The organism is Aeromonas sp. S13(2024), assembly GCF_041402405.1.
In the GTDB taxonomy this organism is placed as follows: Bacteria; Pseudomonadota; Gammaproteobacteria; order Enterobacterales; family Aeromonadaceae; genus Aeromonas; species Aeromonas veronii.
Map to the genome: position 1 here is coordinate 83812 of NZ_JBGLRA010000004.1, position 22151 is coordinate 105962.

Below are 22151 nucleotides of genomic sequence, written 5' to 3' on the forward strand. Positions count from 1 at the left end.
AGAGTGAGGCTCGCCCGCCCTCTCCACCAGGCTAGCCGCAAGGCGGTCGCACAACCGGTTGGAGCAAGGAAGATGGGCAGGGAAGCAAACAATCGGAATTGGAATCAAACAAGATGAACAATAAGAAAAGCTTACTGGCCGGCCTGATTGGACTGGCCCTGCTGGCTGGCTGCAGTCAGGCACCGCAAGACTCCCCCAAACACTCCGGGCTGGCGCTGGCCAATATGGACACCCAGGTCAAACCCGGCGATGACTTCTTCCGCTACGTCAATGGCAAGTGGCTCGCCACCGCCAAGATCCCCGACGATCGCCCCGCCGATGGCGCCTTCTACATGCTGCGGGACAAATCCCTCGCCGATGTGCGGGTACTGGTCGAGGGGCTGGCCAAGCAGGAGGCCGCCACCGGCACGCCGACCCAGCAGATCCGCGATCTCTACGCCAGCTATCTGGATCAGGCAGGCCGTGACGCCAAGGGGCTCACCCCGCTGGCACCGGTGCTTGCCGATATCGACCGGATCGGTGATCAGGCCGCACTGGCCCGCGCCTTTGCCCAAAGTGGCCGCATGGGCGGCGGCGCGCCGTTTGGCATCTGGATCGACGCCGATGCCAAGTCCCCCGACCGCTATGCGGTCTACCTCTATCAAGGTGGACTGGGGCTGCCGGATCGGGACTACTACCTCAAGCAGGATCCCGACAGCCAGGCCCTGCGCCAGAAGTACCAGCAGCATATCGCCGCCATGCTGAGCCGCCTCGGTGAGTCTGACCCGAGCGGCAAGGCCAAGCGGATTCTGGCCCTCGAAACCCGGCTCGCCACCATCCAGTGGGACAACGTCGCCCTGCGGGATCGGGAGAAGAACTACAACAAGCGCCCCGCCAGCGAACTGGCACGGCTCGCCCCTCATCTCGACTGGCAGGCCTATCTGAACGCCGCGGGCATTGCGGCCCAGCCGGAGCTCATTATCGGTCAGCCAACCTATCTGAGCGCGCTGGATCAGGTGATGGCCCAGACCCCCATCGCCGACTGGCAGGCCTACCTCAAGTGGCAACTGCTGACCGACTACGCCCCCTATCTCGACAGCGAGACCGACCGGGCCAACTTCGCCTTCTACGGCACCACCCTGAGCGGCACGCCCAAGCAGCGCGCCAGCTGGGAGCGGGCGCTCGGGGTGCTGAACGATCATCTGGGTGAAGCGGTCGGCCAGCTCTATGTGGCCCGCTACTTCCCGCCAGCGGCCAAGGAGCGGATGGAGCAGCTGGTAGAGAACCTGCGCACCGCCTACGGCCAGAGCATCAAGGAACTCGACTGGATGTCGCCCGAGACCAAGGCGCAGGCACTCGAGAAGCTGGCCAAGTTCCGCCCCAAGATCGGCTACCCCGACAAGTGGAAGGATTACAGCGCCATCACCATCAAACCGGATGATCTGGTGGGCAACCTGCAACGCTCGCAAGCCTTTGAATACGCAGACAGTCTGGCGCGCCTCGGCAAACCGGTCGACCGGGACGAGTGGCACATGTCGCCGCAAACGGTGAACGCCTACTACAACCCGAGCAACAACGAGATCGTCTTCCCGGCGGCCATTTTGCAGCCCCCCTTCTTCGACATGACGGCAGATGATGCGGTCAACTACGGCGCCATCGGCGGGGTCATTGGCCACGAGATGGGCCACGGTTTTGATGATCAGGGGGCCAAATCCGACGGTGACGGCATGATGCGCGACTGGTGGACACCGCAAGATCTCAAGGAGTTCCGCTTCCGCACCAGCCGTCTGGTGGCCCAGTACAACCGCTTCGAGCCCATCAACGGCCAGTTCGTCAACGGCCAGTTCACTCTGGGTGAGAACATCGGCGATCTGGGCGGTCTCACCATCGCCCACAAAGCCTACGAGCTGTCACTGGATGGCAAGGAGGCGCCGGTGCTGGATGGCTTCACCGGCGAACAGCGCTTCTTCCTCGGTTGGGCACAGGTGTGGAAGGGGATGTATCGCCCCGAGCTGATGCAGATGCTGCTGCGCTCCGACCCCCACTCGCCCCCCGAGTACCGGGTCAACGGCGTGGTGCCGAACATTCCCGCCTTCTACGAGGCATTCAACATCCAGCCGGGTGACAAGCTCTATCTGCCGCCCCAGAAGCGGGTGAAGATCTGGTAACAGCATCACGGCGGGCTCCCCGGGAGCCCGCACTCAAGAGACAGCAAGAGGTTGCAAGATGAACAGAGCATTGATGATCGCAGGGCTGCTGACCCTGCCGCTGGCGGCACAAGCACAAGCCGAAGAGGGATTTAGCAAGCAACTGACCCTCCCCTCCGGGCAGGTGATCCGGGTAGCGCAGGGGACAGGTGAACCCGCCTCCATCGGCAGCTATGACGTGCGCCTCTATTCGGGCCAGAACGCCCAATTTCCACTGGATGAGTTTCAGGATGGCAAGGTGATGGCCCGCAACGGCTTTATCCGGGAGCTGAAACTGGTCGATTTGAATGGCGACAAGCAGCCCGAGCTGGTGGTCATCATCGAGAGCGCAGGCAACGGCAGCTATCAGGATGCCGATGCCTACACCGTCAGCCCGCAAGGGGAGCTGGAGATCTTCAACCAGGTCAAGGAGCTGGAGCCCAAAGAGGATGTGGTCAAGGCGCTCAAAAGCCCGCAGGACTAAGCCCTCTCCCGGAATCTGACATATAAAAAGCCCTGATGATCAGGGCTTTGTTGTTTCTTCTGTGCGCGTAATCAGCTCAGAGGCGGGTCGCCCGGATGGAGACCTGCGGCAGCGCCATCTCGTGCTGTGCCGCCACCAGTTGCAGCTCGTAAGCCCCCGCCAGCCAGGTCCGGGCCAGTACCGCATCCACGCTGGCATTGGTAAGCTCGAACGCCGCTACCGGGCTGCAACCGGCCAGCAGATTGGCCAGCATGGTGGCGCTTAGCAGATCCCCCACCCCGATGGGGTGGCGAGCAAAAGGGTAGAGCGGGCGGGATAGATGAAAATCCCCCTCCTCGCACACCAGCAGCATCTCGAAGCGGTCCATGGCAAAGCCGGCCTTGCCCAGATGCTTGACCATCACCAGCTTGACCCCTTGCGCGCGCAGTTGCTGGCACGCCTCGATGGCCTCCGGCACATTGCGAATATCGCGGCCGGTGAGCTGTTCCAGCTCCAGCAGATTGGGGGCCAGCATATCGGCGCAGGCCAGTGCCCGGTTTTTCAGAAAATCGGCGACGCCGGGTGCCACTATGCACCCCTTGTCGGGGTGACCCATCACGGGGTCGCAAAAATAGATCGCGGCCGGATTGAGCGCCTTGAGCCGGGCCACCGCCGCCAGGATCTCCTCCCCCTGTTCGGCCGAGCCGAGGTAGCCGCTCAGCAGCGCATCGCACTCGGCCAGCACGCCGATCTCCGCCAGGCCGTTTACCAGCTGACGGATATGACCGCCGGGCATCACCATCCCCTGCCAGCCTTCACGGTATTGGGTGTGGTTGGAGAACTGCACAGTGTTCATCGGCCACACCTCGCTCCCGAGGCGACGCATGGGAAAAACGGCGGCGCTGTTGCCGGCACAGCCAAAGACTACGTGGGATTGAATGGAGAGCACTCGCTTCATGGTTGGCGACTCACGCAATAAGAACAGGAATTCCGGAGGGAAAAACGGGCCTTGCGGCCCGTTGTTGTCACTTTCGATGGTTGTCGATATCGATTAACGCAGCACCTTGACGGTGTAGCTGCCATCGGCCTGACGATAGAGGCCGTGGATGTCGGTCTCGAAGCCCGGGTAGTGGGCACCGATCTCGCACAGCATCTCGAGGAACTCGAGCACCGGCAGAGAATCCTGGGTCACCATCTCGCCCGGCAGTACCAACGGAACTCCAGGCGGGTACGGCAGGATCATATTGGCGCTGATGCGGTCAACCATGTCACGCAACGGCACCTCTTCCAGATTGCCCGCCAGCTCTTGCTGCCATGCAGCGTGCGGGGTCATCTTCATCTCCGGCAGCACGTCGAACGCCTTGAACATCAGCTCCGGCAGACGATATTTGCAGGTCAGATCATGGATGCTCTGGGCCAGCTCCTGAATGCGCATCCCTTCGTAGAAGCTCGGATCTTCACGATAGAGGCTCGGCAGTATGTTCTTGATGGTCAGGTTCAGGTCATAGCCACGCTTGAACTCGGTCAGGGCACGCAGCAGCTGCATCGCCTTGGACTGATCGATACCGATGGAGAAGAGGAACAGCATGTTGTAGGGGCCGGTCTTCTCGACCACGATGCCGCGCTCGTCCAGGAACTTGGAGACCAGAGAGGCAGGAATGCCCTTCTCCAGCAGCTGGCCGTCACGACCCATACCCGGGGTCAGCAGGGTGACCTTGATCGGATCCAGGTACATGTGGTTGTCATCGATGTCCTTGAAACCGTGCCAGTCATCTTTCGGATCCAGCTTCCAGCACTCGACGGTGTCGATGTTGTCCGGCTGCCATACGTCGAAGAACCAGCCTTCGCTCTGATCACGCAGACGCTTGATCTCTTTGCGGAAGGAGATGGCGCGATCGATGGAGTCCTTGATCAGACGCTTGCCAGTGTTGCCACGCATCATGGCGGCAGAGATCTCGGTCGATGCCACGATGCCGTACTGCGGCGAGGTGGAGGTGTGCATCATGAAGGCTTCGTTGAAGGTCTCTTCCTCCACGTCACCCTTGATGTGGATCATCGAGGCCTGGGAGAAGGCCGCCAGCAGCTTGTGGGTGGACTGGGTTTCATAGAACACCTTGCCCGGCATCGCTTCGCCGCTCATGCCGCACTTGCCTTCATAGATCGGGCTGAAGTTGGTGTAAGGCACCCAGGCACTGTCGAAGTGGATGTAAGGGGTATCCAGACTCTCCTTGATGAAGCCGGTGTTGTAGAGCAGGCCATCATAGGTGGAGTTGGTGACGACGGCGTAACGGGGAGCCTGGGCACCCGGTGTCGCGGCAACCTTGGCTGCGATGGTGTCGCGGCTGAATTCGCTCTGCGGGATACCACCCAGAATGCCGTAGGCGTTGCGGGTCGGACGGAAGTAGATCGGGGTCACGTCGTTCATCATCATCAGGTGAGTGAGCGACTTGTGGCAGTTGCGGTCAACCAGCACTGTGCTGCCGGCAGGTGCGGAGAACATGCCGACGATCTTGTTGGCAGTGGAGGTGCCGTTGGTAACGATATAGGAGCGATCGGCGTTGAAGGTACGTGCGATGTACTCTTCGGCTTCCTTGTGCGGACCGGAGTGATCCAGCAGGGAGCCCAGCTCCGGCATGGAGATGGAGACGTCGGCCTTGAACGCGTTCGGGCCGTAGAAGTCATAGAAGATGCTGCCAGCCGGGCTCATCTGGAAGGCGGTACCGCCCATGTGACCCGGAGTACAGAAGGTGTATTTACCCTCTTCCACGTACTTGAACAGCGCCTTGGTGAACGGCGGCAGGATGGAGTCCTGATACTCCTGAGTGGCCTGACCCATCTTGAGGGCGATGTCGTCAGCCATGCCGAGACGGTACTCGAAGAAATGGACGTTCAGACGCAGGTCGGTCAGGTGAATGTCCAGGGTGGACTGGTCGTTGGCGAAGGCGAAGATCGGCAGCTTCTCATTGCGATCGTGGATCTCCTTGCACAGGCCCAGAGAGTATTTGTCCCAGTCGAAGATGGCGCCGCAAACGCGGGGGTTCTTCTCGATCAGTTTCAGCAGGTCGGCCACATCGACCGGATAAACAACCTCGAAACCCTTGCGCTCGAGGGAGGCTTGCAGCTGGCGAATGGGTTCTTCTTTAAAGAAAACGCCCAGGTGGTTGAGGATGGCAATGATATTCATCGTAATGCTCCACACGTAAAGGGACGCTCTCCATCAGGGATGGTGAGTGAAGAGCGCTCGGAAGATAAAAAGGGGAATTAGTTGCTGGGTTGTTCGCTCAGCAGGGCGTCGTGCTGACGCAGACCCTGTTTTTTGGCGTAGAACATCAGGATGATGAGCGACACCACGAAGGTAGCGGTGAGGTTGGAACCCTTGGCACCCATCAGGGCCACCAGACAGAAGACACAGGCCACACCGGAGAAGATCATCGCGCCGATGCTGCGGGAGGTCATGCCCTCGAAGCGGATCAGGTTAATGCTGGAGTAGAAGTAAGGCAGCATGGTCAGCAGCACAGCATCTGTGGTCAGCACGTTGAAGAGATCGGCAGCGTGAGCGGACTGGGAGGTGAAGGCTGTCAGGCCAATCATCAGGGCAGTCATCTTGAGGGAGCCCAGGATCAGACCCTTCTTGGCCACGCCGTTCTTGTCCACTTCGCCGTAGATTTTCGGGAAGTTGCCGTCGTTGGCGGCACGCTTGCCCGCCTCGCCCACCAGCATCATCCAGGAACCGAGCGAGGTGAAACAGGCCAGGGCGGTGAAGGCAGAAACAAACGGCGCAGACCAGCTACCGAAGATGGCGGAAGAGGCCATGGCAAACGGGGCGCCGGAAGCAGCCACTTCACCGGCCGGGAACATGCCGCTGATCACCTGGGTAGAGAGGATGTAGATAACACCCGCGATACCGGTACCCAGCATGGTCGCGAGCGGTACGGTGCGCTTGGGGTTCTTCACCATGCCGGAAGAGACGGCGGCAGATTCAACACCGACGAAGGACCAGAGGCAGATCAGCACGGCGCTGATGACCGCATGCAGGTCGCTGCCGCTGGTGGTGTTCCAGTTCTGGCTGTAGACGGTGGCATCAAAATGACCCCAACCCATCACCGCAGTACCGACAACCGGCAGCAGGATCAGCACCAGACCCAGGGTACAGAGTCGGCTCACCCAGCTACCGCCAAGCAGGTTGACGAAGGTGAAGATCCAGACGGCAGCGATGGTGGCTGCGGCGGCCGGAATTGGGCTGTTGAGAATGGGGAAGAAGACCGAGAGGTAGGAGACGCCGGTAATGGCGATGGCCAGGTTACCGATCCAGTTGGCGTGGTAATAAAGCACACCGGTCTGGAAACCGAACACCGGAGAGATCTCGCCAGCGTAAGCAATGGGGCCACCCTCTTGCGGGTTCTTGGTAGCAAGGCGGGCGAAGACAAAGGCGAGGCCCATGGCGCCTACCAGACAGATTGCCCAGCTAAAGACAGAGATGGAGCCGATGGTGGCCAGTGCCGAAGGCAGCAGCGCGATGCCACTCCCCATCATGTTGCCGGCCACCACACCTGTACAGGCGATAAGGCCAATCTTCTTGCTCGTATCTAGGGACATAAGATCTCCGGTTCTATAAAAGGTCGGGTCGTCACATACACATTTGGCGGAACGCCCCGCCAAAGAATGGGCACAGACTAGGCCTCTCATCCCCGGAAAACATAAAGACCAGCTAACGGATAAAAATATGAGGCAACTTTTTTCGCCGCCTCATTATTTTTGATAAAAACCATTCAAAAACAGTAGATTGGCATCATGGTGCACCGCCATCTTGATAAAACCTTGATATCCTTCTGCCCAATTTTTGCCCCTTGATAACCCCCTTATCTCGTCGTCTTGATATTTTTGGCCAGATAAACCCGGGATAGAGCAGATCCTATTGAACCCCCACCCTTGCGGCCATTTGGAAGCCCTGCGGATCATCACCCTGAGTGGCCGGTCACATCCTGTTCGGCCCTCCGCTCGGCTCATCACAATCCAGGCTCAGAGATAAAACTCAATGGCGATAACAGGTCAGCAATGAGAAATGAGTCGTGACGGACAGCTTATCCCGCCGCCAACCATGAGCAGATGTCACAAGCTGCGTGCGCGGCGTGAAGCCGAACAAACGCGAGTGCAGCGAATGACGCGGGCAAGACAAAGGCAGATGTAGATAGTGGGGAGCTGCGGGGGATAAATCATGACTCACCAGAGCGACTATCCCCGGTGGCAAACAAGCAGGATTGAAACAAGCAGAAACAGCACAGGCCGCCCGAAGGCAGCCTGTGGATGAGGTCGGCAACCGTGCCGACCGGGGGAAAACCAACACTGCGGCGCTAGAAGAGCTTCACCTTGCTCTGACCCAACGCATTGAACAGGGCTGGGGTGAGGCTCTCCATATTGCTGTAGAAACCGAGCTGCTGGCAGAGCAGATAGGTCTGCTCGGTCGCCTCCATCAGAAAGGCCTGACTGTAGGCATCCCCCGCCGCCTCGGGACGACCGTCCAGCTCCGCCAGCTTGCCCTGCAGTATGTAGTAGAGCACCGAGCGGCCGCGACTCGCCGCCTTCTCCAGCAGATAGTTGGCCTGCTGTTGCTGGCCGTTGAGGATCGCCTGTAGGGTCAACGCCTCCCACACCCGAGCAGGGAGAGCGCCGCTGTTTTGCACCACGCTGGCGAGATGAGTGCCAATTCCCTGCAGCCGCTCGCTCTCGGATTTGCCCGCCAGGGTGGCCAGCGCCTCGCCCGCCAGATAGCGCTCCGCCAACAGCAGCGGTTGATCCGGATGGGCAATCAGCGCCTGCTCCAGCAGATCGATGCCGCGCTTGAGGGCGACCGGATCCCGGCTGTTGATGTAGTACTGCGCCTCCATCATCGCCATCAGGGAGGCATCATCGGTGGGCCACCCCATCCCCGGCTCGGCATCGGGTTGGTCGAGGGCGCGCAGCAGATCCTGGCTGCTCGCCTGCAACACGCCGTGCACACTGTGGCGACTGAGCTGGTACTGATGGCTGAACAGCACCCGGTTGGTGTTGATATTGCGATACTCCAGATCGAGATAGGTGCCGCGGGGCTGGCGGGTGACCCGTACACTCAGCTCCTTGCCGGGCATGATGCCCCCCATCAGAGTGGTGGCGCCGTACTGCACCCGCAGCGGCGTAGCCACCGCCACCTCCCCCATCAGGGCGCGGGTAATGCCATCGGCGAGGCGAACGTTCTCGTTGTTGTCATCCATACCGGAGTGGAAGCGGAACACCAGCAGATTGGGATCCAGCATGGCATGCACCTGGGGGCTGGTGTGCTGGTAGCTGAGCATGCTGACAATGGCGATCAGCACGATGGCAACGAAGATATCGAAACTCACCATCTTCCAGCGGCTGCGAGCATCCTTGGCATGGGTGGAGATGGCGCGGGTCAGGGGCCCGGCGGGAAAAGGGGCGACATTGGGCTGTGCATCATCATCCTGATCAGCCACGGGCGGGCTCAGATCGGAGAGAGTCGGGTTGTCTGAGAGAGTGGTATTGACCGCGGGCTGCTCGTCCGCCATCACCACTGAAACCACCTGCAGCGGCCGCACCGGTGCCACCAGCTTGTAGCCGCGCTTGGGCACGGTGACGATATAGTCGGTCGCATCGGTGCGACCATCTTTGAGGATCTTGCGCAGTTCGAAGATGGACTGGGTCACCACCTGATCGGTCACCTCGGCGCCATCCCACACCTCGTTGATCAGGGCATCGCGGCCAAACACGGTGCCGGCATTGTGGGCCAGAAACCGCAACAGATTGACCAGTCTGGGTTCGAGGTAGACCTCGCGGTCGGGGCGACACAACATGTTGTCGTCAACGCTCAGGGTCCAGTCGTGGATCTCAAAAACCGATTCGCTCATGATTCACTCGCTGCAGATGGTGACAATGCACGATGAGAGAGACGCAAAACCCGGGCTGACTGAACGGAACAAGGCGCTATCACCAGAGGTGACAGATAAAAAGAGAACCGAAGCAATCACATCTCTGAGAGTCAGTCTGGCCAGGCCATCCTGTTTACGTCTAAAGGGCATCCTTGCAGGCATTCCGACCACCGCGATCGGAAGGGATCACTTTAAGCAAAACGGGAGCTGGATCCCACTTTTTTTGGCTATAAATCGCCGTTGAGTTGATCCGACACCGCACTTTTCGGCAAATAGCGTGCCAACTAGTATTCATATGAACATCCCATATGCCGGAATCAAAAAGCCCTGAACATCAGGGCTTTCTCATTTCTTCGACCATCGGGGAGACGTTACTTCGCTACCGGAAGCGCATCCTGCTGACGACTGCGGCGCAGATGACGCCGCCACAACGAGAAGCAGCCGTAGCCAAGACTCAGCACCACCGCATAGAGCACCTGAGTGGCGAGCGCCACCAGCACCAGAGCACAGAGCAGCACACTCACCCCCGCCAGCCCCTTGCCCACCCCGCCAAGCAAACGCCAACCCGCCGCCATGCAGAGCAGGTAGACCAGCACGAAGTTGCCGTTGGCGTAGCGGATCAGCTCATCGAGCGGCAGTCGCAGCCAGATGATCAGGGTGATGCAGAGCAGACAGATGGCGAGCACCAGACCGAGCGCCCGCAGCGGCGCGCCGCGCGCGGTGAGCACGGCCAGCGAGGGGGGCAACTTGCCTTCCCGCGCCATGCTCCAGATCAGCCGGGCAAAGCCCTGAATGTAGATGTTGATGCTGGCAAAGCAGGAGAGGTAGCCGAGCACCGCCACCAGCCACTTGGCGGTGGGGCCGAACAGCAGCGCCAGCAGGGAGGGGATGGCGGTAGCGTTTTTCGCCTCATCGCCGTAGAGGCCATATTTGAGCACCACCAGCGAGTGTATCCAGTAGATGAGCCCCGCCAGCAGTACCCCGCCGAGCAGGGCAATGGGGTAGTCCCGCTCCGGCCGCTTGAACTCCTCCCCCATATGAGCGAAGGCTTCCAGCCCGACGAAACACCAGAACATCACCGCCAGCGCAGTGGCCATAGGGGGCCACTCATCCGCGCTCGGTAGCGGCCGGGCCGCATCGCGCCAGCTCACCTCCCCCTTGAACCAGATAAGCAGGGTCAGCCCCAAAATGGCGAGCGCAATCAGCAGTTGCAGATTGCCGGAGGAGCGCGCCCCGCGCAGCCCCAGCAGGAATACCCCGAGCAGGGTCAGCAGCTGGATGGCCCAGAGGGTCCACTCCCCCATCTCGAACAGGGCATGCCAGAAGCCGGCGGCAATCATCAGGGCGGCAGGCAGCCCCACCGGCAGCACCGCCAGAAAGAGGAAGGCGGAGAAGCGCTCGGCGCCGTTGCCAAAGGCGAGGCCAATCAGGTGCGGGGCGCCGCCCGCATGGGGATAGCGGCGGCCGAGGCGGGCGAAGGTAAAGGCGATGGGCAGCACCAGCGCAATCAGCAGCAACCAGGCCCAGAGCGAGGCCCCACCCGCCAGCGAGGCGGCAGTCGCCGGTACCACGAAGATCCCGGTGCCGAGCAGCGAGGTGGCGAGCAGCCCCATCCCCTGCCAGAGCCCGAGATCCTTTTTCAACCCAGACATATCCTTTTGTCCTGACTAAAAAAACATCCCGCCATGTTAGGCCTGCCCCGCCCCTTTGTTAAGCTCGATGGTTAAGCGTGGGGGCGAAAATATGCAGCCTGTTATTCAGGCTCGGACTCAGCTTGCAGGGATTCGGCCAGAAAATCCCCCAGCAGGGTGATCTTGAGCACCTGCCGCCGCGCCGCCGGATAGATGAAGTAGAGGGTCTTGGCCGGGCTCTGATAGTTGCCAAGCAGCGGCAGCAGACGCCCCGCAGCGATATGGTCACGCACCTGTCCGGCGGGCTGCAAGGTGATGCCAGCCCCCGAGAGCGCCGCCGTCAGCAGCGCTGGCCAGTGGTTGATGCGCAGGCGCGAGGCGACCCGCACCTCCTCGCTCTGGCCATCCTCCCCGACAAACTGCCAACGCTCGTGCACCCCCCAGTTGCCGTGCAGACACTGGTGGCGAACTAGATCGGCCGGATGACGGGGTACGCCGTGGCGATTGAGGTAGTCGGGGGCCGCGCAGAGCCGGTAGTGCTGGGTCAGCAGCGGACGGGCAATAAGTGCCTCATCCTGCGGGCGCAGGGTGCGGATGGCGGCATCGAATCCCTCCTCCACCAGATCGACCCAGCGCGGGGTGAGCTGCAGATCCAGATCCAGCTTGGGGTAGCGGTCGAGAAAAGCGGGCAGCAGCGGCACCAGCCGGTGGTGGCCAAAGCTGAGGGGAGCGGCGATGCGCAGCCGTCCGGCCGGCTCGGCCAGCAGGTTCTGGGTGAGCGACTCGGTCAGTGCCAGCTCCTCCAGTACCCGCTGGCAGCGAGCCAAAAACAGCTGGCCCAGTTCGGTGAGGGTCTGCTGGCGGGTGGTCTTGTGAAACAGCTTGCCCCCCAGCCACTGCTCCAGCCCCAGCACATGCTTGCCCACCATCTGGGCGCTGATCCCCTCTTCGCTCGCCACCGCGCTGTAGGAGCCGAGATCCACCACCCGGGTGAAGATACGCATGCTGGTCAATCGGTCCACAACCCCTCCTTTTTGCCCGTTTCAAGGCCGTTTGGCCCGCGACCAGGGCCCTGATTCAAAACCAAAAGTTTAGTAAGAAATGGATTTTAGCCAATTTATTCAACTTTTAGTTACCAATACAGTGATGCCGTCCCTTCCCCACAGGATAAATTCCCATGAAAAGTACCTATCTGGCCGCATTACTGGTCGGTCTGCTGGCCAGCGGCGCCAGTCAGGCTGCCGAGAGCAGCTTTATCAGCAACCACGCCCCTGCCTCAGCAACTCAAGCCCGGCCCGATATCTTTCGGGTCAGCCTGCTCGGCACCGGCACTCCGGTACCCCAGATCAGCCGGGGCGGTTACAGCACCCTGGTCGAAGCGGGCAACCAGAAGCTGGTGTTCGATTTTGGCCGCAACTCCGCCACTCGCCTGTGGCAGTTGCATATCCCCATCGGCCGGGTCAACGCCTTCTTCCTCACCCACTTTCACTCGGACCACACCAACGGGCTGGCGGATCTCTGGCTGACCGGCTGGCTGCAACCGGCCTATGGCCAGCGCCACGCGCCGATGGAACTCTACGGCCCCAAAGGCACCACAGCTCTCGCCCGTGGCTTGCAGCAGGCCTACGCCACCGACATCGCCACCCGGGTCAAGGATGAGGGAACGCCGCTGGACGGGGTGGAGATCAACAGCCACGAGGTCACCGCCGGGGTGGTCTACAACCATGACGGGGTCAAGGTGACTGCCTTTGACAACGACCACGGGGTCAACATCAAGCCGTCATTCGGCTATCGCATCGACTACCACGGCCACAGCGTGGTGCTCTCCGGCGATACCCGCTACAGCCCCGAAGTGGTGAAGCAGGCCAAAGGGGCCGACCTGCTGGTGCACTGCGTCTCCATGACCTCTGCCGAACAGATGAAGGCCAACCCCGGCTACAAGGCGATCGCCGGTCACCTCGCCTCCCCCGAGCAGGCGGCCCGGGTAATGAACGAAGCCAAACCGGCCCTGACGGTGTTCAGCCATATCGGCCTCAACGGCAAGATCAGGGTCAAAGATCTGGCGCAGGATCTGCGTGCCCGCTACACCGGCCCCTTCGTCATCGGCAACGACCTGATGCAGATTGATCTGCCCACCACGGCCTCCGGCAAGGGCTATGCCCTCTGGCAGTCGGAGAATATCGACAACAAATAGATGGCACCGATGCCGGTCAGCCATGGCCGGCATCCGCAATCGACACCGGGGGCTATCTTTAAGGGGTGTTTGACCACAAGGAGTTATCTCTATGAGCCTGAAATGGAAGCACCTCGCCCTGGCCACTCTTCCCTTGTTCGGCATGTCGGCCGCTCAGGCGGCGGTGTTGACCAGCCTTGAATGGCCCCCTTACACCAGCGCCAGCCTCCCTGAACAGGGCAAGAGCAGTCAGGTGGTGACCGCAGCCTTTGCCTTGGCTGGCGATCCGCTGACTATCAAGTTCTATCCCTGGCAACGGGCAGTGGACGAGGCGACCAACAACCCCGAGGTACTGGGTTATTTCCCCGAGTATCTCGACCCCAAGAGCAGTTGCCTCTTCTCCGACCCCATAGGTAACGGCCCCCTCGGCTTTGCCCAGCGAGCCGATCAGCCGGTCACCTGGCAGACCCTTGATGACCTCAAGGGCAAGAAAATTGGTGTCGTCACCGGCTATGTGAATACCACCGAGTTTGACGAAAAAGTGGCCAGCAAGGCGCTCTCGGCCGACGCCACCAGCTCGGACAGCCAGAACCTGCTCAAGCTCGGCAACGGTCGACTCGATCTGGCGGTCATCGACCAGAATGTGATGACCTATCTGCTGGAGAGCGATCCCCAACTCAAGGACGTTGCCGCCAACCTCGGCTTCAACGGCAAGATCCTCGAGGACAAGTCCCTCCACGTCTGCTTTACCAACTCCGCCAAGGGGAAAGAGGCGCGGGACAAATTCAACAAGGCGCTGGCCAGCGACGAGGTGAAGAAGCTGATGAAGTAGCGATACCGCATCCGCTCACCACCCCAAACAGCCATAAAAAAAGCCGCCTCTTGCGAGGCGGCTTCTTCATTCAACTTGGTAACCGGCGTTATCAGGCAATCAGCTTGTAGATGATACCGGACATGGCGATCAGGCCGATGATGGTCACGAAGCCGTTGCTGATGTTGCCAGCGTATTTGCGCATGGCCGGAACCTTGGTGATGGCGTACATCGGCATCAGGAACAGCAGCATTGCGATGATCGGGCCGCCCAGGTCTTCAATCATGCCGAGGATGCTCGGGTTGATGGTAGCGATGGCCCAGGTGGTCAGGATCATGAACACGGCAGTGACTTTGTTCAGTTGCTTGGTGTCAACGTTCTTGCCCTTCTCGCGCAGCGCCTTGGCCATCAGGCCGTTCATGCCTTCTTGCGCACCCAGGTAGTGACCCAGGAAGGATTTGCTGATGGCAACCATGGCGATCAGCGGAGCCACAGTACCGATAACCGGGTTATCGAAGTGGTTGGCCAGGTAGGACAGGATGGAGATGTTCTGTTCTTTGGCAGCAGCCAGGTCAGCCGGGGAGAGGCTCAGTACGCAGCTGAATACGAAGAACATAACGGTCATTACCATCATGACGTGGGCGCCCAGCAGGATGTTGCTGCACTTCTTCTCGGCACCTTCACCGTAACGACCTTTGTTGTCCACCGCGAAGGAGGAGATGATCGGGGAGTGGTTGAAGGAGAACACCATTACCGGGATAGCCAGCCACAGGGTCTTGATGAAGTCACCGTTGAAGGCGTCGGACAGAGCCGGAGCTTCAGTGATGATGGCACCGTTCCAGTGCGGGATCAGGTAGAACGCCAGACCCATCAGGGTGAGTACGAACGGGAATACCAGCACGCTCATCGCTTTGACGATAACCTGGCCGCCCAGACGAACAACCGCCATCAGACCGAGGATCAGGGCCAGTGACAGAACGGCACGGGGAGGTGCAGACATGCCCAGCTGGTGAACAATCACGCTCTCGACGGTGTTGGTGATGGCGACTGAATACATCAGCACGATCGGGTAGATGGCAAAGAAGTAGAGCAGGGTGATGAATTTGCCTGCGGTCTTGCCGAAGTGCTCTTCTACTACTTCAGTGATGTCGCCATCACGGGTAGAGCCGGACAGCACGAAGCGGGTCAGACCACGGTGAGCAAAGAAAGTCAGCGGCAGCGCCAGGATCAACATGGCAACCAGCGGCCACAGGCCACCTACACCGGCGTTGATTGGCAGGAAGAGCACACCGGCACCGATCGCGGTACCGTACAGACCCAGCATCCAGACCACATCGGCCTTGTTGACGCCGCGGGAGGTGTTGCTGGCTAAACGACCATCAGCTGCAATATTCATGTCAGACATACGTTGTTCCTGTCATCTAGGAAAATGGGATTCTTGTTTGGTCGGGCCTTGGCCCGGTTCCATCTCCCTGGAACGCCTGCTGTCCGTCCTTGATATTAACCTCTCGCCCCCCGGCAACCTGGCCATCACTCCTTGTGACAACAGGATTGCAACAAACAACAGTGCGAGATTTTGACCCTGAGGGTCGGCGCCCGTCTCACTTAACAACCGATTAACGTGCGCCACTCTTGATGGGCTGACTTTAATTAAATGCCCTTATTAATCACAGCGTTTTTTTGAATTAATCAACCAAAGTTTGATTTTGGTCGCCTTTCGGACGACCAAGATCACACTCAAAGCGCCTTATTGTGAGTTTTTTTTAACAATTCAACTTAGTTTCACTGGAATCAATGGCCTGCGAGCAGCTACATATTTGCAACAAGCCACCCGTTTAGCGCGGATTGTGTGCAGCACGGCCTTGGCGTACCCTTGTGACTCACGCCTTTTTGTTGATTGATGATGACCATTACCCGTACCGATCTCGCCGAACTGGCAGTGTTTGCCGCCGTCGCCCGTCACCGCAGTTTCAGCAAGGCCGCCCTCGAACTCGGGGTCTCCGCCTCCGCCCTCAGCCATAGCCTGAAGGGGCTGGAAGCCCGTCTGGGGGTGCGGCTGCTCAACCGCAGCACCCGCGCCGTGGTGCCGACCGAAGCGGGCCAGCGGCTGCTCAAGCAGCTGCTCCCCACCCTCAATACCCTGGAAGAGGCGCTTTGCGAGCTGGCCCGCAACAGCGATGAACCGGTGGGGCGACTCAAACTCTGCGCCCCCCGCGGCGCCATCGACAGCCTGCTGGCACCGGTACTCATCGACTATCTGGCCCGCTATCCGCGGATGCAGGTGGAGGTAGTGGAGCAGGAGCTGATGCCCCGGCTGATTGAAGATGGTTACGATGCCGCGCTCTTTTATGGCGATCTGCTGCCCAAGGAGATGATCGGCATCCCCCTCGGCCCGCCCCAACGTTATCTGGTGGTGGGCTCCCCGGCCTATCTGGCGGAGCACGGTACGCCGGAGCACCCGAGCGAGCTGAGCCGCCACGCCTGCATCGGCTATCGCCTCACTCCGCACCATCACTATCGCTGGGCCTTTGCCGCCGACGGCACCATGCTGGAGATCGAAGTAACCGGGCCGCTCACCACCAGCACCCCGGCCCTCTATCTGGGCGCCGCCGAGGCGGGGCTGGGGCTCGCCTACTGTCTGGAAGAGGAGGTGAGCCAGAAGGTCGCGGAGGGGAAACTGCTCACCGTGCTGGAGCCCTGGTGCCCCACCTTTGCCGGCTTCTATCTCTTCTATCCCAGTCGGCATCAGCTGGGCAGCGGGCTGCGCATCCTGATCGACATGCTCAAGGCGCACTACCAAAACCCCGGATTAATGAGTAATACTCAGCAATTCATCAAGTGAAACCCTGATTATCACCAAATAAGTATTAATCTAGACTAGCTGTTCGATAATCGAACTCCCCGAGAGAACAGATATGTCTGCCTATTTAACACTGCGGCAACGGGCCATGACCCGTCGCTTCTGGGCTTACGCCCTCCCCTCCATTCTTGCCATGCTGGTCTCGGGGGCCTACTACCTCATCGACGGCATCTTCGTCGGCCACTATGTCGGCGCCGCTGGCCTCGCCGGGATCAACCTGGTCTATCCGGTCATCATGGTGCTGATCGGCCTGGCCGCCATGATCAGCATGGGGGCGGCCACCGCCATCTCCTTCCAGCAAGGGGCGAAAAACGACAAGCTGGCCCGTCAGGCGCTGGTCAACGCCCTCTGGTTGCTGGCCGGTCTTGGGGTAGTTGCGCCGGTGCTGCTCTATTACACCCACACCGATATCCTGCTGGGGCTGGGGATTGAACAGGGCACCGAGACCTGGAAACAGGCGAGTGACTACCTCACCTGGATTGGCGGCGGTACCCTGCTGCTGGCCAGCAATCTGGCGGTTCCCTATCTGCTGCGCAACGATGGCCGCCCGAAACTGGCCATGGTGCTGGTGAGCAGCGGCGCCGTGCTCAATATCATCCTCAACTACATCATGGTGGGTCGGTTGGGGCTGGGACTGATCGGTACTGCGCAAGCCACCCTGATGGCAGAGGGTGCGGTGAGCCTGATCGGTCTTGGCTACTTCTTTACCCCCTGGGCGCGGCTTCGCCTCAGCTGGCGGGATCTGGTACCCAACCTCCCCGCCATGCCGCACCTGCTCTTTACCGGTCTGCCGAGCCTGATTGCCCAGTTCAACCTCGGCCTGCTGCTGATGCTGCACAACAGCCAGCTGATGGTGTATGGCAATGTGAAGGATCTGGCGGGTTTTACCGTGGCCGGTTACACCGAGGCGGTCTTCATCGTCATTCTGCAGGGGCTCGCCTTCGGCATTCAGCCGCTCATCAGCAAGGCGGCGGGGGCCAAGCGCCATCGCAACCTCAAGTACCTGATGGAGATGGGGCTCAAGTTCACTTTTATCTACGGCATGCTGGTGTGGCTCACCATCCAACTGCTGCCGGGACAGGTCGCCATGCTCTATACCGGCGACAAGGATCCCGAACTGCTGGCCGCCGCCATCAGCAGCCTGACCCTCAACCTCGGCGCCATTCCGCTGGAGGGGATCATCATGTTCGGCATCGTGCTGCTGCAATCCATGGCACGTACCCGTCAGGCGCTGGTCATCTCCATCGCCAAAACCGTGTTGCTGCTGCCGCTCATCTTCCTGCTGCCGCAACTGTGGGGGCGTGATGGGGTGCTGATGGCCCAGCCCGCCACCGTGCTGCTGCTCACCCTGCCGCTCTGCTGGCTGCTGTGGCGCGAGTGGCTGCGCCTGAAGATGGCCTGCGCGCCAAAAGCCAAACAGCGCCCACAACCGGCCCGCGCACGCGCCGCCGTCCAGCTGGCCCGTTAAGGCCACCCATCCCGCAAAACAATAAAAAACCGGCATCCATTGATGCCGGTTTTTGCTATATGGGCGGGTCTGCCTGCCCTTACACGAGGATTCAGGCCAGCACCGCTGCCCACACTATGCCAATACTTCTGGCCTGAGCTGGGCCATCAGCCCCGGGTTGTCGGAGTAATCCACCGGGATCGCCACCACCGCAGGCCCCTCCACCGCCAGCGCGGCCCGCAGGGTGGCACGCAGCTCGTCGGCCGAGCGCACCGCAAACCCGGCCGCCCCGAACGATTCGGCATAGCGTTTGAAGTCGATGGGACCAAAAGAGACGCCTGAGGTGCGGCAATACTTCTGCTGCTCCTGCATCGCGACCATGTTGTAGCCGTTATCGACCCAGATGATGTGAACGATATTGCTCTTGAGCCGCACCGCCGTCTCCAGCTCCATGCTCGACTGCATGAAGCTGCCATCCCCCGATACCGAGATCACCTTCTCCCCCGGCCGCACCAGCGCCGCACCGATGGCCCACGGCAGTGCCACCCCCATGGTCTGCTGACCATTGGAGATCAGCACCTGACGGGCGCGGAAGCTGTAGAGGTAGCGGGCAATCCAGATATGGAAGCTGCCCATGTCGACGCAGAGGGTCATGTCGTCGCGCACCAGATCCTGCAGCTCGCGCACGATACGCAAGGGGTGAACCGGATTGCCGTGCAGATCGTCGGCCCGCATCGCCAGTCGCAGTCGCTGCTGGCGAACCCCTTGCAGCAGCCGATCCACCTCGGGGGGACGGATTTTCGGATTGCCCATGATGCGGGTCAGCTGCAACAGGTTGGCGCGGATCGACCCCACCAGCTCGGCGGTCGGGCAGTAGCTGCTGTCGATATCGGCAGGCAGCACGTCGATATGGAGGATGCGCCGCTCCCGGTCGCCATTCCACAGCACGGGGTCGTACTCGATGGGGCTGTAGCCGATACAGATCACCAGATCGGCCCCCGCCAGCAGCTGATCCCCCGGCTGGTTGTTAAAGAGCCCCACCCGTCCGGCAAAGTCATCGAAGTGGCAGCTGTCCACCACCCCGGCGGCCTGATAGGTACCTGTCACCGGCAGCCGCGCCTTGTCGAGGAAGGCGCGTACCGCTTCGGCATTCTCCGGCCGGCTCGCCATCAGGCCGAGCAGCACCACCGGATTCTGGGCGTTGCGCAGCAGGGTCAATGCCTGCTCCATATTCTGTTCGTCGGCGCAGCCCGGCTCCGGCACTTCACGGGGCACCAGCACATTGCCCTGCACCGGCTTGTTGATGATATCCATCGGCAGGCTGACAAACGCCGCCCCCGGCCGTCCCAGCTCGGCGGCGCGAAAAGCGTTGGCCATCACTTCCGAGATCGCCGCCCCGCTGTTGACCTGAGCGCTGAACTTGGTGACCGGACGGCAGAGGTTTACCGTATCCATGCTCTGGTGGGTGAGCTTGAGGCCATCGGCACGGCGCACCGCACCGCCCAGCGCCACCATGGGGTCCCCTTCCGAGGTGGCAGTCGCCAACCCGGTAATAAGGTTGGAGCAGCCGGGGCCCGAGGTGACCAGCGCCACCCCCGCCTTGCCGGTGAGACGCCCCACGGCAGCCGCCATAAAGGCGGCGTTCGCCTCGTGGCGCACCACTATGGTCTCGATGGGGGAGTCCTCCAGCGCATCGAACACCCGGTCAATCTTGGCACCCGGGATCCCGAACACCTGCTTGACCCCTTGCGCCTCCAAATGACGAACCACCAGCTCGGCACCGCACTTCCACTGTCTGTTTTCCATGATATTGCTCCTTGTCTATCAGCCTTCGGCGGCCTGAATGGCGCGATCGAGATCGGCAGGGTTGAGGTCGGCCTGCCGGAAAGCGGGGTCCGATGGCAGGGCCAGATTGAGGTGACGCACCACTGAAAGTCGCAGGGTGCCGTGGGCCATGGTGTAGTCGAGCAGATGGCCACCCCCCTTGCGATCGGCGGTGATCATGTGCTCGTGAAAGCCCGCTACATTAACCCCCTGCACGAACGGCGGGCAGCGAAAACCCACCAGAGTTCCCGCCACCGCGGCAAAGCGGAACAGCGGTTGCTGTTCGATGGCTTCCAGCATGGGGCGATAGGGGGGCTCCTGACGCGGCACGGTACGGACCTTGGCCGTTTCAAACTGGCCGTCGAGGCGCAGGGCGACGAAGACGTTGTCGGAGCCCACCAGCCGATCCACCCACTGGTGGATCTCGTCACGGCTGAGGGGATGGTCGAAGCGACGCTCCAGACAGGGGCGAAAATGGGTCATCACCGCAAAGGGGGTCTTCTGATCGGCGCGGGCGGGACGGGCCGAGCCATCGGAGCGCAACTGGTGGATCTGCCGCTCGAAGGCGATTAGCTCGCCATCGAGGTGGTTGAAGGTGCCGAGGCCAAAATCGCCGTGGCGCAGCAGCTCGCTCATGGTGGTCTCCCCTTCGTAGACCCCCGCCAGCAGGGCGCTCATCAGGGAACTCTGGTAGATCTCGCCACCGTCATGCTGCCTGCGCCAGCGGGAAAACTGCTGGCTCACTTCGAGGGCACAGCTGCACCCGGCACTGTCAGATGTTGCAATATGTTCCATTCGGGTTTCACCTCCACCGTGAATCCTGTTAGCGTTCGGATCCAATGGTGACTTGGTTCACATTTCAACACCAATACGCTGATCCCATGACTTTGAGACTCAATCGATATGGAACTTCGTACGCTCCGCTACTTCATGGCCGTTGTTGAAAAGCAGAATTTCACCCGCGCAGCCGAATCACTCAACATGGCCCAGCCGCCGCTGAGCCAGCAGATCCGCAAACTGGAAGAGACCCTGGGCACCCCGCTGCTGCGCCGTTTGACCCGCAGTGTCGAGCTGACCGAGGCGGGCGAGAGCCTCTATCGGGATGCGGCGCAGATCCTGGCGCTGGCCGATGCGGCAAAACTGAAGGTAAAGCGGATTGCCCGGGGCGAGCAGGGGGCACTGCGGATCGGCTTTGCCGGTTCCACCGTGCTCCACCCCGCGGTGCTGACCCTGCTGCACGACTATCGGGAGCGCTACCCCGAGGTAGCCCTCAGCCCGCAGGAGGGCACCATGCCGGCACTGGTGGAGGCGCTGCGCAACGATCGGCTGGACGCCGCCATCTTGCGGCTCCCCTGCCGCGGTAGCGAGGGCTTTGCCCATCACCTTATCGAGCAGGAGCCGCTGCTGATCGCCCTGCCCACCAGCCACCCCAAAGCCAAGCCGGGCCCCTTGCCACTGGCCTGCCTGAAGGACGAGAGTTTTATTCTGTTTCCCCACGCCATCGGGCCCGGGCTCTATGACGGCATCGTGGGCCTCTGTCGGGAGGCTGGCTTCGAGCCGATATTGGGGCCCGAATGCCCGCAGGTGATCTCCACCGTCGGCATGGTACAGGCGGGCTTTGGCGTGACCCTGGTGCCCAGCTCGGTGGCGGCGCTGCGCCCGCTCGGGGTCAGTTATCACCCCATTGAGGGCAACGGCATGATGACCAGTATCAGTCTGGCGACACGGCCACACCCAAGCAGTGCCGTGCTGCGGCACTTTATCGCCCAGATCCGTGCCGCCCAGATACGACAAGGCCTCCCGAAGGAGGCCCTGTTGAACAAGCTTGAACCGGCCTGATGACCAGCTTGCCTGATG

Annotated in this window: 16 protein-coding genes; 7 read left to right on the forward strand and 9 right to left on the reverse strand. The window is 61.0% G+C overall.

The window, feature by feature from the left end:
* Window positions 1-113 precede the first annotated feature (113 nt).
* Window positions 114-2147, forward strand: a complete 2034-nt coding sequence (locus ACB042_RS07955; protein ID WP_335848034.1) for a M13-type metalloendopeptidase — start codon at window positions 114-116, stop codon at window positions 2145-2147.
* 58 nt (window positions 2148-2205) lie between these two features.
* Window positions 2206-2649 carry a PliI family lysozyme inhibitor of I-type lysozyme gene (locus tag ACB042_RS07960; RefSeq protein ID WP_335848035.1) on the forward strand — a complete coding sequence of 148 codons (444 nt, stop codon included), beginning with the start codon at window positions 2206-2208 and terminating at the stop codon, window positions 2647-2649.
* A gap of 76 nt (window positions 2650-2725) precedes the next feature.
* Here the strand turns inward: ACB042_RS07960 and pdxY are convergent, their stop codons facing one another.
* From pdxY to ACB042_RS07990, 6 genes are all read right to left on the reverse strand, one after another.
* On the reverse strand, window positions 2726-3586 hold the full coding sequence (gene pdxY, locus ACB042_RS07965) for a pyridoxal kinase PdxY (RefSeq protein WP_371178202.1): 861 nt from the start codon (window positions 3584-3586) through the stop codon (window positions 2726-2728).
* A 93-nt stretch (window positions 3587-3679) separates the two neighbouring features.
* Window positions 3680-5812 carry a lysine decarboxylase CadA gene (locus ACB042_RS07970; protein ID WP_371178203.1) on the reverse strand — a complete coding sequence of 711 codons (2133 nt, stop codon included), beginning with the start codon at window positions 5810-5812 and terminating at the stop codon, window positions 3680-3682.
* A gap of 77 nt (window positions 5813-5889) precedes the next feature.
* Window positions 5890-7224 carry a cadaverine/lysine antiporter gene (gene cadB / locus ACB042_RS07975; RefSeq protein WP_042079861.1) on the reverse strand — a complete coding sequence of 445 codons (1335 nt, stop codon included), beginning with the start codon at window positions 7222-7224 and terminating at the stop codon, window positions 5890-5892.
* Between the two features lie 755 nt (window positions 7225-7979).
* Window positions 7980-9527: a lysine decarboxylation/transport transcriptional activator CadC gene (gene cadC, locus ACB042_RS07980; protein ID WP_043818924.1), complete on the reverse strand. Its 1548-nt coding sequence runs from the start codon at window positions 9525-9527 to the stop codon at window positions 7980-7982.
* Between the two features lie 392 nt (window positions 9528-9919).
* Window positions 9920-11200, reverse strand: coding sequence for an L-methionine/branched-chain amino acid transporter (yjeH, locus tag ACB042_RS07985; protein WP_371178204.1), 1281 nt, complete (start codon window positions 11198-11200; stop codon window positions 9920-9922).
* A gap of 101 nt (window positions 11201-11301) precedes the next feature.
* Window positions 11302-12201, reverse strand: a complete 900-nt coding sequence (locus ACB042_RS07990; protein ID WP_371178205.1) for a LysR family transcriptional regulator — start codon at window positions 12199-12201, stop codon at window positions 11302-11304.
* Window positions 12202-12356: 155 nt separating this feature from the next.
* Between ACB042_RS07990 and ACB042_RS07995 the strand changes: the two genes are divergently transcribed.
* Both ACB042_RS07995 and ACB042_RS08000 read left to right on the forward strand, forming a co-directional pair.
* Window positions 12357-13373 carry an MBL fold metallo-hydrolase gene (locus ACB042_RS07995; protein ID WP_201932654.1) on the forward strand — a complete coding sequence of 339 codons (1017 nt, stop codon included), beginning with the start codon at window positions 12357-12359 and terminating at the stop codon, window positions 13371-13373.
* Between the two features lie 91 nt (window positions 13374-13464).
* Complete coding sequence (locus tag ACB042_RS08000) at window positions 13465-14184, forward strand: ABC transporter substrate-binding protein (RefSeq protein WP_088869933.1); 720 nt, start codon at window positions 13465-13467, stop codon at window positions 14182-14184.
* Between the two features lie 91 nt (window positions 14185-14275).
* Here ACB042_RS08000 and ACB042_RS08005 read toward each other — a convergent pair whose 3' ends face one another.
* Window positions 14276-15568, reverse strand: a complete 1293-nt coding sequence (locus tag ACB042_RS08005) for an HAAAP family serine/threonine permease (RefSeq protein ID WP_005338498.1) — start codon at window positions 15566-15568, stop codon at window positions 14276-14278.
* Between the two features lie 498 nt (window positions 15569-16066).
* Between ACB042_RS08005 and ACB042_RS08010 the strand changes: the two genes are divergently transcribed.
* The gene (locus ACB042_RS08010; RefSeq protein WP_064338523.1) at window positions 16067-17005 is read left to right on the forward strand and encodes a LysR family transcriptional regulator; all 939 of its coding nucleotides are present in this window, start codon (window positions 16067-16069) and stop codon (window positions 17003-17005) included.
* A 73-nt stretch (window positions 17006-17078) separates the two neighbouring features.
* A complete protein-coding gene (locus ACB042_RS08015; protein ID WP_139464143.1) occupies window positions 17079-18491 on the forward strand; it encodes an MATE family efflux transporter in 1413 nt (470 codons plus the stop codon).
* 114 nt (window positions 18492-18605) lie between these two features.
* On the opposite strand, the gene alsS is transcribed toward ACB042_RS08015, so the two are convergent.
* Both alsS and budA read right to left on the reverse strand, forming a co-directional pair.
* Complete coding sequence (gene alsS, locus ACB042_RS08020; RefSeq protein ID WP_005338504.1) at window positions 18606-20276, reverse strand: acetolactate synthase AlsS; 1671 nt, start codon at window positions 20274-20276, stop codon at window positions 18606-18608.
* A gap of 18 nt (window positions 20277-20294) precedes the next feature.
* Complete coding sequence (gene budA / locus ACB042_RS08025; protein ID WP_005338506.1) at window positions 20295-21089, reverse strand: acetolactate decarboxylase; 795 nt, start codon at window positions 21087-21089, stop codon at window positions 20295-20297.
* 108 nt (window positions 21090-21197) lie between these two features.
* Between budA and ACB042_RS08030 the strand changes: the two genes are divergently transcribed.
* Window positions 21198-22133 carry a LysR family transcriptional regulator gene (locus ACB042_RS08030; protein ID WP_047435676.1) on the forward strand — a complete coding sequence of 312 codons (936 nt, stop codon included), beginning with the start codon at window positions 21198-21200 and terminating at the stop codon, window positions 22131-22133.
* Window positions 22134-22151: the final 18 nt, after the last annotated feature.

Excerpts from the sequence above, each read along its gene's own strand:
- ACB042_RS07960 (WP_335848035.1), top strand. The coding sequence starts at position 2,206 with ATGAACAGAGCATTGATGATCGCAGGGCTGCTGACCCTGCCGCTGGCG.
- alsS (WP_005338504.1), bottom strand. The coding sequence starts at position 20,276 with ATGGAAAACAGACAGTGGAAGTGCGGTGCCGAGCTGGTGGTTCGTCAT.
- ACB042_RS08000 (WP_088869933.1), top strand. The coding sequence starts at position 13,465 with ATGAGCCTGAAATGGAAGCACCTCGCCCTGGCCACTCTTCCCTTGTTC.
- ACB042_RS08005 (WP_005338498.1), bottom strand. The coding sequence starts at position 15,568 with ATGTCTGACATGAATATTGCAGCTGATGGTCGTTTAGCCAGCAACACC.
- ACB042_RS08010 (WP_064338523.1), top strand. The coding sequence starts at position 16,067 with ATGACCATTACCCGTACCGATCTCGCCGAACTGGCAGTGTTTGCCGCC.
- ACB042_RS08015 (WP_139464143.1), top strand. The coding sequence starts at position 17,079 with ATGTCTGCCTATTTAACACTGCGGCAACGGGCCATGACCCGTCGCTTC.
- ACB042_RS08030 (WP_047435676.1), top strand. The coding sequence starts at position 21,198 with ATGGAACTTCGTACGCTCCGCTACTTCATGGCCGTTGTTGAAAAGCAG.
- budA (WP_005338506.1), bottom strand. The coding sequence starts at position 21,089 with ATGGAACATATTGCAACATCTGACAGTGCCGGGTGCAGCTGTGCCCTC.
- cadC (WP_043818924.1), bottom strand. The coding sequence starts at position 9,527 with ATGAGCGAATCGGTTTTTGAGATCCACGACTGGACCCTGAGCGTTGAC.
- ACB042_RS07955 (WP_335848034.1), top strand. The coding sequence starts at position 114 with ATGAACAATAAGAAAAGCTTACTGGCCGGCCTGATTGGACTGGCCCTG.
- yjeH (WP_371178204.1), bottom strand. The coding sequence starts at position 11,200 with ATGTCTGGGTTGAAAAAGGATCTCGGGCTCTGGCAGGGGATGGGGCTG.
- ACB042_RS07995 (WP_201932654.1), top strand. The coding sequence starts at position 12,357 with ATGAAAAGTACCTATCTGGCCGCATTACTGGTCGGTCTGCTGGCCAGC.
- cadB (WP_042079861.1), bottom strand. The coding sequence starts at position 7,224 with ATGTCCCTAGATACGAGCAAGAAGATTGGCCTTATCGCCTGTACAGGT.
- ACB042_RS07970 (WP_371178203.1), bottom strand. The coding sequence starts at position 5,812 with ATGAATATCATTGCCATCCTCAACCACCTGGGCGTTTTCTTTAAAGAA.
- pdxY (WP_371178202.1), bottom strand. The coding sequence starts at position 3,586 with ATGAAGCGAGTGCTCTCCATTCAATCCCACGTAGTCTTTGGCTGTGCC.